Source organism: Aeromicrobium sp. Leaf272, assembly GCF_001422865.1.
Taxonomy (GTDB): domain Bacteria; phylum Actinomycetota; class Actinomycetes; order Propionibacteriales; family Nocardioidaceae; genus Aeromicrobium.
In genome coordinates this window covers 113,288-123,114 of sequence record NZ_LMMY01000013.1, presented here as the reverse complement: position 1 = coordinate 123,114, position 9,827 = coordinate 113,288, and the positions used below count along the sequence as shown (strand labels likewise).

Sequence of the window (9,827 nt, the reverse complement as noted above, 5' to 3'; positions counted from 1 at the left end):
CATGGACACACCCTACCGTATTTTGGTCGGCTACTGCCCGCTGCACGCGACGGGCGTCAGCTACGCCTGACCCGGCGCACGCCGGGAGCCCGTCGGACCACCGGTCCGGCGGGCTTCGTGTGTCACTCCTCGGTCCGGGCCGCCCTGTCGTCCGCCGAAATTGCCTCGGCATCCCGCATCCTGCGCCGCTCGATCTGCTTCAGCGTCGGCTTCTGTCGAAGCCAGATGAACGCGTTGGCGGCCAGGAAGATCGCGCAGGCAACGAGCAGCGCCACCGGCCTCGACAGGCCGGTGATGGCCGCAACGGAGCCTCCGGCGCCCATCAGCGCGAACACGGCCCAGACGCGATGACTCCTAGGCGCGTCCTTCATGTATTGCTCATAGGTCTTCATCGGTGCCGCCACATCAGTTCGTCCGTCCCGACAGCGTAAAGGTGCGCAGGCTCTTCCTCCCCGAGTGGACGAGGGACTCCTCACCCTCACGAGACATCCGGCTCGATCGTCGGTATCCCTTCCACACGCCGTCTTTTCCGCTGCGCATCGACCCTGACGCGGTGTAGAACGGCACCGTGTCAAGAGAGGACGTCGAGCGCCCGGGAGGCGGCGCGTCCTACTCGTCCTCCAACGAGCCCGTGCCGTTCGACCTCGAGGCGGAGGCTCGCGACGCGACGGGTGCGACGTGCCACGTCTGCGAAGCACCGGCGACCGTGATGGTCGAGGTGCTCCGGCGCACGGACAGGAACGGGAGCGCCGTGGTCCTGTGCGACGAGGATCATCGCCTGGCCTCGGGCGGAGAGCTCGAGGTGCTGGCCCAGCGCATGGCGCAGGACGGGATAGGTGACGTCGACGACCACCGCAGAGTCGCCCGGATCCTCGTCACCGACCTGGGCAGATCCACCCCGATCCCCCCGTAGCGGTTGGCGCTGACCAGCGGCCCGACCCAGCATGGTGTTCTGACGCATTCGCGTCGATCCATGCGCGAATAATCGTCGCCAACGCGTCAGAACGCGAATGGGGCCGGCGCGGTTCGCAAGGATGGGGAATGCAGACGCCACCGAAGGCGTTCGAAGCAGTGGTGCCGAGAGACCCGTCCGCGCGCCGCGACCAGCCGCCCGAGAGCCGCGGAGGACACCGTGACCACCATCAAGCCGACCCAGCGCTGGGCGTTCGGCATGCTGCTCGCCCTCGTGGCCGTCGCGCTCGGCGTCTCGGGTGCACCCGCACCGCTCTACGCGCTGTACGCGCAGGAGTGGGGCTTCGAGCCCATCACCACCACCGTCGTCTTCGCCGTCTACGCCGTCGCCGCGCTGGGCTCCGTGCTGGTCACGGGGTCGATCTCCGACCGCTACGGACGCCGGCCCGTGCTCATCGCCGCCGTCCTGCTCATCCTGGTGGGCCTCGGACTCTTCATCGCGGCCGACTCCGTGGCCTGGCTGCTCGCGGCGCGGGTGGCGCACGGACTCGGCGTCGGCGCCGTCGTTGTGGTCGCGTCGGCCGCGCTGCTCGACCTGCGACCCGACGACGGTGAGCGCACCGGTCGCCTCACGGGCGTGGTGTTCAACGGCGGCATCGCCGTCACGCTCGTCGGTGTGGCCCTGATCGTCGACATGGGCCCCGCACCGACCGTGCTGCCCTACGCCGTGCTCGTCGCCATCATGGCCGCGCTGCTGGTGGCCGTGCTGTGCATGCGCGAGCCGCACACCGACGACCGCGCCGTCACCCTCAACATCGCGCAACCGCGCGTGCCGGCCTCGATCGCCGGACACTTCCGGTTCTCCGCCCTCGGCGTCATGGCCGCGTGGTCGGTGCTCGGCGTGCTGCTGTCGCTGTACCCACGGATCGCGTCGGAGGCCATCGGGGCGACGTCGGTGCTGTTCGGCGGAGCGGTGGTCGGTGCGTCGGCGGCTGCGTCGGCGCTCAGCCAGGCGGTCGGTGGCCGCTGGCCCGCCCGACCGACCGCCATCGTCGGCGACCTGGGCACCGCGGTGTCGCTCGTGCTGTGCGTGCCTGCGGTCGCGTGGGGCCACGCGTGGGCGATCGCGGCGGCCTCGACGCTGGTGGGCCTGTTCTTCGGCCTCGCGTTCGGCGGGTCCCTGCGTCACCTGAGCCAGCACGTTCCCGCCGCTCACCGCGGCGAAGTGATGTCGGCGTTCTACGTGCTCGCCTACGGCGCCATGGCGGTGCCGACCGTGCTGGCCGGCTGGGCCGCCACCGTGTGGAGCCCCCATACCATCTTCGCCCCGTTCATGGTGGCGGTGGCCGTGGCCTGCACCCTCGCGGCGCTCCTGGGCATGCGCACCCAGGAGGAGACCGTCGACGAGCCCGTCGCCGCCGCGTCGTGACCGAGCCGCTCGACGACCTGCCGGAGGTGCCCGACCTCGCAGGTCCCGGGATGCGGCTGCTCCTCGTCGGGATCAACCCCAGCCCCCTGACGGCGCGCACCGGGTTGCACTTCGCGCACCCCGGCAACCGCTTCTACCCGGCGCTGCGCCTCGCCGGGATCTTGCCCGCCGACGCGACCACGCCCGAGCTCGCCGCGCCGGTGCTCATGCAGCGAGGGGTGGGCATCACCAACCTGGCGCCTCGCCCCACCGCCCGCGCCGACGAGCTGACCGACGACGAGGTGCGCGCCGGGCGCGACCGTGTGGCGGCCGTGGTGCGTGCCCACCGTCCGCGCGTGGTGGCGGTCGCAGGGATCACCAGCTTCCGCACGGCCTTCGGCGACCGCCGCGCCCGGGCCGGTCGGCAGCCGACCGACCTGGAGGGCGCGCAGCTGTGGGTCGTGCCCAACCCCAGCGGACTCAACGCGCACGCCACCGTCGAGACCCTCGCCCGCGACTACCTCGAGGTGGCCCTCACGGCCGGAGTGACCGTCGAGGACAGGGCGTGATTCCTTGTTCGCCGACGGCGAACTGACATACACTCACTCATGGGAATTGAGTCGACTAGACTCAGGTTTAACCGGATGTCCCGGTCGCGGTGGCCGGGCCGAACGATCCCCCCAGGAGGACACCATGAGCAACGTTTCCGTCTTCGCCNCTCGCTCGTCCGGAACGCGTTCTCGCCCAGCGGCAGCACCTCCCGCCTCGACTTCACCCCCGCCGTCGAGACCGTCCGCGACGGCGACGACGTGGTCGTGCGTCTCGAGCTGCCCGGCATCGACGTCTCGAACGACGTCACGGTCGAGGTGACCAACGGCCGCCTCGTCGTCAAGGGCGAGCGGCGCGACGAGCGCGCGGAGAGCAAGGCCGGCGAGTCCGGCGAGCAGCCCACGCGTCGCATCAGCGAGATCCGCTACGGCTCCTTCGAGCGCAGCTTCGGGCTGCCGGGCCACGTGACCGCCGAGGCCGTCACCGCCTCCTACGAGGCCGGCATCCTCGCGGTCCGCGTCGCGGGCGTGTACGCGGGCACCGAGCCCACGCGCATCGAGATCAGCCAGGGCTGACCCGCACGACCACAGGGCCCCGTCACCCAGCGGTGACGGGGCCCTGTCGCGTCTCGGTCAGAGGCCGAACCGACGGCCGGCGGCGGCGAACACGCCCTGGTAGCGCGAGCCCAGGACCCGCACGGCCGCGTCGAGCACACGGGCGTCGTTGCCGATGAGGACGCGAGGGCGGCCCTTCTCGACACCGCGAAGGATCACCTGCGCAGCCTTCTCCGGCGACGTGCGGGCGAGCTTGTCGAACGAGCGAGCCAGCTCGTCGTGGTCGCGCCCCTCGGCCTGGTCGGCGTTGCGGGCGATGTTCGTGGCGATGCCGCCGGGGTGCACGCACGTGACCTTGACCGGGTGCTTGGCCAGGACCATCTCCTGACGCAGCGACTCGGTGAAGCCACGGACCGCGAACTTGGCCGCGTTGTACGCGCTCTGCGACGGCATCGAGAAGATGCCGAAGATGCTCGAGACGTTGACGACGTGGCCGTCGCCCGACGCGATGAGGTGCGGCAGGAACGCCTTGGTGCCGTGCACGACGCCCCAGAAGTCGACGTCCATGACCTTCTCGACGTCCTTGTACGACATCTCCACGACGTTGCCGGTGAAGGCGATGCCGGCGTTGTTGAACACCAGGTTCACGCGGCCCAGGTCGGTGGCCACCAGCTGCGCGTACTCCTCGACCCGCTCGCGCTCCGCGACGTCGATGACGTCGCCGCGCACCCGGGCGCCCGTGGCCTCCACGAGGCGCTGGGTCTCGGCCAGACCCGCGGTGTCGACGTCGCTGATGGCCAGGACGGCGCCCCGGCGGGCGAGCTCGACGGCGAGTGCGCGACCGATGCCCGAGCCGGCGCCGGTGACGACGGCGACCTTGTCGGTGAAGTGGGTCATGGGGGATCCTCTCGACGACTCAGATACCGACGGTATCCGAGTTGAGCGTAGAGCACGACGCTCGCTGGGACAAGACAATGCCTGCATTCCCCGCCGTCCCGGGACTTTCGCCCGTAGGCTCAGGGGCATGAAGACCCTCGTGCTGCCCTCCGGCGTGCGTGACGCGCGCCCCGAGGACGTGGGCACGATCGTCACGATGGTGCGAGAGCTGGCCGAGTACGAGCAGGCCGCCGAGCAGGCCACGATGACCGACGTGCAGCTGTACGAGGCACTGTTCGGCACCGACCCGCCGGCCTCCGCACTCGTGGTGGAGAACGGCCACGGGTCCGTGGTCGGCTTCGCACTCTGGTTCCGCACGTTCTCGACGTGGGACGGCGTGCCCGGCATCCACCTCGAGGACCTCTACGTGCGCGCGTCGCGCCGCGGCGCGGGCTTCGGCCGCCGCCTGCTCATCGGGCTGGCGCGCATCGCGACCGAGCGCGGGTACAGCCGCATCGAGTGGGACGTGCTGCGCTGGAACTCCCCCGCGATCCGGTTCTACGAGTCGCTCGACGCGACCCCGCAGGACGAGTGGCTGGCCTACCGGCTCACCGACAAGGCGATCGAGCTGCTCGCCGAACCCTGATCGACACCGCTCGGAGCGTGCCCTGCCCTCAGGTGCCCCGCTCTTGGTTGCCCGCCCTCAGGACAGCATGGCGGTGCGCAGGCGGTCGAGGGTGCCTGCGTCGCCGCCGACCGAGGAGTACCAGCCCTCGACGCCGCCGGGGTGAGCGTCCCACCGGTCGATGACGTGCTCGATCGCGTCGCGCGGGACCATGAGGAACGCGGCCGGCACCGGCGGGTGGTCGGAGCCGGGATGGCGAAGCCGGGCATCGATCTCGGCGGTGGCCCGCTCGGTGAGCATGTAGTCGGCGACGACGTCGGGGCGCTGCACCCCGAGCAGGCTGAGCACGAGCGCCACGGAGATGCCGGTGCGGTCCTTGCCCGCCGCGCAGTGCACGAGAGTGGCCCCTCCCGTGGCGGCGGCCTGGGCGACCTCGTCGACCAGCTGCGCCAGCATCTCGCCGGCGGTGTCGAGCACCTCGCCGTACAGGTGCTTGAGGGTCGGGGTGTCCTCGTGCCAGCCGGGCCGCAGCGCCTGCAGCAGCGAGAGCGTGACGACCCTCGGACCCAGCGGGGTGAGCGGGTGCGGGCCACCGTGCTCGACGGCGGACCGGAGGTCGAGCACCAGGGAGGGCGGCCACGGGGTGCCGTCGGGCACGACGTCGGTGGGCTCGGGCACGCCGCTGCGCAGCAGCAGACCAGGCCGGACGGAGGCACCGTCGAGGCCGGTGACGCCACCGACGTCACGGAAGTTGGGGATGACGACGCTCACGCCGCTCATCGTAGGTGTGAGGACCCACACTCCCTCCGGGCCGGTTCTGGGGCGGCCCTCTCAGGCGGGTGGATCTAGCATGGCGTCGTGAGAATCCCCCGCAAGATCGCGTCCCAGGCCGCGATCGGAGGGGCAGCCGCCGTCACCGGCTACTACGGCGTCATCTTCAGCGAGCTGATGGTCGCGAAGCGGGCGATCGGCATCACCGACGCGCGTCCACCGCGCGCCGACGGCTTGTACGGCGAAGAGCTGCCCCGTGAACCCGTGCGCTGCCTGGTGCTCGGCGACTCCGCAGCCGTCGGCTACGGCATGGCCCGAGCCGACGCGACGCCCCCTGCCATGCTCGGCATCGGCCTGGCACACGTGCTCGACGCCCAGGTCGAGATCCGCTCCGAGGCCGTCGTGGGGGCGCAGACCCACGACCTGCGCGACCAGATCGAGGCGGCCGGCGACTTCGACCCCGACCTCGTCGTCATCGTCGTCGGCACCAACGACGTGACCCACCGCGTGCCCGCCTACCAGTCCACCCGGCTGCTCGGCTCGGCGGTGAAGAAGCTCGTCGACGGCGGCGCCCAGGTGGTGGTGGGCACGTGCCCCGACCTCGGGACCGTGCGGCCACTCCCCCAGCCTCTGCGCTGGATCGCCCGACGCAAGAGCCGCTCGCTCGCCCGCAAGCAGACCGTCGCCACGGTCCGCGCCGGCGGCCGCGCCGTCTCGCTGGGCAGCCTGCTCGGCGTGCTGTTCACCGAGAAGTACGACGTGATGTTCGGCGAGGACCGCTTCCACCCGTCCGAGACCGGCTACGCCAACATGGTCTCGGTGCTCGTCCCGTCGCTGGCGGCCGCGTGGCGCGAGCGCGACCGCGACTTCGCCGTGGCGCACTTCGGCGGCTCCCCCGGCACGATGTCCCTCACCGACGCCGCAGAGAAGGCCGCGCTGCGCGAGGGCACCGAGGTCACCCGCGACGGCCGCTGGGCCCGCATCCTGCGCCGCCGCTGACCCACGATTCTCCCTTCGCGCGTCCGCGGACGAACGCTTCTTCCTTCTCGTGGACCGTTCCACGAGAAGGAAGAATCTCTGCCCCCATGGCCGGGGTCGCGGTCCAGCAACGACGACGGCCGGCCACCCCGTGAAGGGTGGCCGGCCGTCGTGTGGAGCTGGTGTCAGTCCGAGCCGCGCAGGATCGCGAGGATGCGCAGGATCTCGATGTAGAGCCAGATCAGCGTGACCGTGAGGCCGAAGGCGGCGCGCCACGACTCACGCTCGGGCAGGCCGGCCTCGACGCCGCGCTCGACGAAGTCGAAGTCCATGATCAGCATGAACACGGCGAGCACCACGGCGATCGCGGAGACCACGAGGCCGAGGCCGTCCATGCCGCGCAGGCCGCCACCCTCGAGGACGCCGGTGATGCTGAGCACGAAGTTGACCAGCATGACGCCGACGAAGGCGAACATCGAGATCGTGACGATCTTGCGGAACTTGTCCGTGACCTGGATGTTGAAGAACTTGTAGGCCGCCAGCGTGGCGCCGAACGCGACCATGGTGGCCAGGACGGCCTGGAACACGATCGTCGGGTCGCCGACCCAACCGGCCACGACCTTGGAGAAGGCGCCGACGAAGACGCCCTCGGCCACCGCGTAGGCGAGGACCAGCGCGGGGCTGATGACCTTCTTGAACGAGTTGACCAGCGAGAGGCCGAAGCCGACGATCGCACCCGCGAACGCGAAGCCGAAGGCCTTCTGCACCGCCGCCTGGTCGGTGGCGATGTCACCGATGAGGAACCATGCTGCCGCGGCGGTCGCGATGACGACGCCCAGGGTGAGGGCGGTCTTCTCGACCGTGGACTCGATGGTCATGACGCCCGTGCCACGTCCGGTGGACGTGTGCGTGGGGCCAGGCTGCGAGGTCGAGCCGTCGAGGTCGATCTTCCACTGCGAAGGATCGGTGGCGCGGGCCGTGCTGGTGCCACGGCCGTTGAACCCCTCGGATCGGTTGAAGACGGGGTTGTTGCTCTGCATGGTTCCCTCCGGGAATCAGTACTCAGCACTACTGAGGAAGTCGATGTGACCTCACCCTACATAACGTCCGAGAGGCGCGATTGTTTCCCGACACGGACTGGTTTCGCAGGGAAACCAGTCCGTGTCGGGTGGATCAGTCCGGCGCGTCGGTCGGGGCGGTCGACGGCGCTTCGGACGGGCTCGTCGACGCCTCGGGAGCAGGGGCCAGTGCCGGCACCTTGAGGAACGGGGCCTCGGGAACCTTCGCCTCCCCGATGACGGCCGACGAGGCCGAGCCGATCTCGTCGACCACGTGCTGCACGACGGACAGCGGGTAGACGTTCATGACGTCCTGGCCGGTCTCCAGCGTCGCCGGCGCCCACGCCGTGCCGTCGGCCGCGATGCCGTCGACACAGTCGTTCGCGCACTCGTCGCGCTCGGCGTTGAGCGCGGGCGCAAGTGCACGACCGTCCTGGTCGAACAGCTGCACGCCGCTGAGGGGGCGGCCCTGCGCGTCATAGGGGTAGATGTTCGTGATGCTGAAGCCGTCGAGGGACATCCCCGCCGGGTCCTCGGAACCGACATAGGCCATCTCGTAGGTGCTGGTCTCCCAGGACTGGGCGGTGGCCACCACCGGCAGGAGCGCGACGGCGGCGACGACGTTGCCGAGCACCAGGAGGGGGCCGATCCGTGGGGCGCCCCAGAGGCCACGACCCCACTGGACGCTCACCGTCACGAAGGCAGCGAGGAGCATCCACGTGCCCAACGTCGTGGGCGCGAAGCCGGACTCCCAGCCGAAGAACGCCGCGACCAACCAAGTCGCCAGCCAGGCCCGGGTGACCCACCAGACCGGCTGCAGCACGGACAGGAAGTCGAGGACGCCCCGGCCGACCGGGCTCCGGCGCAGGGCCAGAGTGACGTCGCGCCACGTCTCGCTCGCCCCCTGGCGCAGCGAGTCGAGGCCGCCGGCCAGGCCGGAGCGCTGGTCCTCCTTGAGCGGCAGGCCGGCCGCGGCGCGCAGCTCGGCGGCGTAGGCCACGGGGTCGGGGAGCTCGCGGGCGAGGTCCTCGGCGTAGGCCTCGGCCAGGTCGGCCTCCAGGCCCTCGGTGAGCTCCTCGAGCTCGTCGGCGGGCAGGTCGGCCAGCTGGGCGCGCACGCGGGCGGCGAAGGCGCTGATCTCGGTCGGGATGGTGGTGCTCATGCGGCGTCCCCCGTCAGGAGTCGGTTCATGGTGTCGGCGAAGTCGGCCCAGACCTTGCGCTGGGCCGCGAGCATCGAGCGCCCCTCGGGCGTGACGCCGTAGTACTTGCGGTGCGGCCCCTCCTCGGAGGGCACCACGTACGACGTGAGCGCTCCGGCCGCGTAGAGGCGCCGCAGCGTCCCGTACACGGAGGCGTCGCCGACGTCCTCGAGCCCTCCGGCGCGCAGGCGGCGCACGACGTCGTAGCCGTACCCGTCCTCGGACTCGACGACGGCCAGCACGGCCACGTCGAGCACGCCCTTCAGCAGCTGCGTTGCATCCATGCGGTGGACAGTACCACGCAGTGCGCAGTACCTCGCAGAGCACGACACCGGGACCGGGTGTCGCGCTCCGACTAGCCGTCGACGTCGACCAGGTGGTGCGCCACGTCGTGCCAGAAGTACTGGGCGAAGGTCTCGACGGTGAAGACCGAGCCGTCGCTGCGCAGGCCGACGCGGCCCCACGCGTCGGACGGGACCGCGTCGAAGGCTTCGGCCAGGTGCTCCCCAGCCGCGGTCAGCTCGCGGGCCACGACGGCCGGGTCCTGCTCGGCGTAGCGCTGCTCGACGGCGGTCGCGTCCTGGTCCCAGTTGGCGAAGCGGGCCTCGCCCTCGTCGGCGGTGAGCATGAGCCGGAGCCGCTCGGCGAAGAGCACGAGGACGTCGCGCACGTGGCACGCGTACTCGAGGTCGGACCAGACGTCGGGGCGGCGCCGGGCCGCCGCATCGGGACGGGCGAGCACCTGCTGCCAACGGGGCAGGCAGGCGCGCACCAGGTCGGCCACCCCGCGCGGGTCGACGTCCTCGGCGCGGAACCCGCACTCGGCGCACGGCTCCTGCAGGACCCACGTCCAGTCCTTGTCGTCGGGGACGATGCTCTCGTCGACGGTGCTCAT

General features: G+C 71.1%; 13 protein-coding genes. 6 read left to right on the top strand and 7 right to left on the bottom strand.

Going from position 1 to position 9,827, the window contains the following annotated elements; translation table 11 throughout:
• Positions 1-122: 122 nt before the first annotated feature.
• Entirely contained in the window at positions 123-392 is a 270-nt protein-coding gene (locus tag ASF38_RS09885) for a hypothetical protein (protein WP_056575603.1), read from the bottom strand.
• Between the two features lie 176 nt (positions 393-568).
• Here ASF38_RS09885 and ASF38_RS09880 point away from each other — a divergent pair, with 176 nt between their 5' ends.
• The 4 genes from ASF38_RS09880 to ASF38_RS09865 all read left to right on the top strand — a co-directional run.
• Positions 569-913, top strand: coding sequence for a hypothetical protein (locus ASF38_RS09880; protein ID WP_156364712.1), 345 nt, complete (start codon positions 569-571; stop codon positions 911-913).
• Between the two features lie 219 nt (positions 914-1,132).
• Entirely contained in the window at positions 1,133-2,341 is a 1,209-nt protein-coding gene (locus ASF38_RS09875; RefSeq protein WP_235497632.1) for an MFS transporter, read from the top strand.
• Entirely contained in the window at positions 2,338-2,889 is a 552-nt protein-coding gene (locus ASF38_RS09870) for a mismatch-specific DNA-glycosylase (protein WP_056575600.1), read from the top strand. Before ASF38_RS09875 ends, ASF38_RS09870 begins: the two co-directional genes overlap by 4 nt.
• Before the next feature lie 149 nt (positions 2,890-3,038).
• The coding region (locus ASF38_RS09865) for an Hsp20/alpha crystallin family protein (protein WP_235497630.1) at positions 3,039-3,444 on the top strand (406 nt) is incomplete at its 5' end.
• Between the two features lie 57 nt (positions 3,445-3,501).
• Here ASF38_RS09865 and ASF38_RS09860 read toward each other — a convergent pair.
• A complete protein-coding gene (locus ASF38_RS09860; protein WP_056575598.1) occupies positions 3,502-4,320 on the bottom strand; it encodes an SDR family oxidoreductase in 819 nt (272 codons plus the stop codon).
• Positions 4,321-4,447: 127 nt separating this feature from the next.
• Between ASF38_RS09860 and ASF38_RS09855 the strand changes: the two genes are divergently transcribed.
• Positions 4,448-4,945, top strand: a complete 498-nt coding sequence (locus ASF38_RS09855) for a GNAT family N-acetyltransferase (RefSeq protein WP_055964634.1) — start codon at positions 4,448-4,450, stop codon at positions 4,943-4,945.
• A gap of 57 nt (positions 4,946-5,002) precedes the next feature.
• On the opposite strand, the gene ASF38_RS09850 is transcribed toward ASF38_RS09855, so the two are convergent.
• Positions 5,003-5,695 carry a tyrosine-protein phosphatase gene (locus tag ASF38_RS09850; protein WP_056575594.1) on the bottom strand — a complete coding sequence of 231 codons (693 nt, stop codon included), beginning with the start codon at positions 5,693-5,695 and terminating at the stop codon, positions 5,003-5,005.
• A gap of 87 nt (positions 5,696-5,782) precedes the next feature.
• Between ASF38_RS09850 and ASF38_RS09845 the strand changes: the two genes are divergently transcribed.
• The gene (locus tag ASF38_RS09845) at positions 5,783-6,694 is read left to right on the top strand and encodes an SGNH/GDSL hydrolase family protein (protein WP_055964628.1); all 912 of its coding nucleotides are present in this window, start codon (positions 5,783-5,785) and stop codon (positions 6,692-6,694) included.
• A gap of 164 nt (positions 6,695-6,858) precedes the next feature.
• Here ASF38_RS09845 and ASF38_RS09840 read toward each other — a convergent pair whose 3' ends face one another.
• From ASF38_RS09840 to ASF38_RS09825, 4 genes are all read right to left on the bottom strand, one after another.
• Positions 6,859-7,713 carry a Bax inhibitor-1/YccA family protein gene (locus ASF38_RS09840; protein WP_055964625.1) on the bottom strand — a complete coding sequence of 285 codons (855 nt, stop codon included), beginning with the start codon at positions 7,711-7,713 and terminating at the stop codon, positions 6,859-6,861.
• A gap of 133 nt (positions 7,714-7,846) precedes the next feature.
• Positions 7,847-8,893 (bottom strand): hypothetical protein, encoded by a 1,047-nt coding sequence (locus ASF38_RS09835; RefSeq protein ID WP_056575591.1) that lies wholly within the window; start codon positions 8,891-8,893, stop codon positions 7,847-7,849.
• Positions 8,890-9,216, bottom strand: a complete 327-nt coding sequence (locus ASF38_RS09830; protein ID WP_055964618.1) for a PadR family transcriptional regulator — start codon at positions 9,214-9,216, stop codon at positions 8,890-8,892. Before ASF38_RS09830 ends, ASF38_RS09835 begins: the two co-directional genes overlap by 4 nt.
• A 71-nt stretch (positions 9,217-9,287) precedes the next feature.
• Positions 9,288-9,827 carry a DinB family protein gene (locus ASF38_RS09825; protein ID WP_056575588.1) on the bottom strand — a complete coding sequence of 180 codons (540 nt, stop codon included), beginning with the start codon at positions 9,825-9,827 and terminating at the stop codon, positions 9,288-9,290.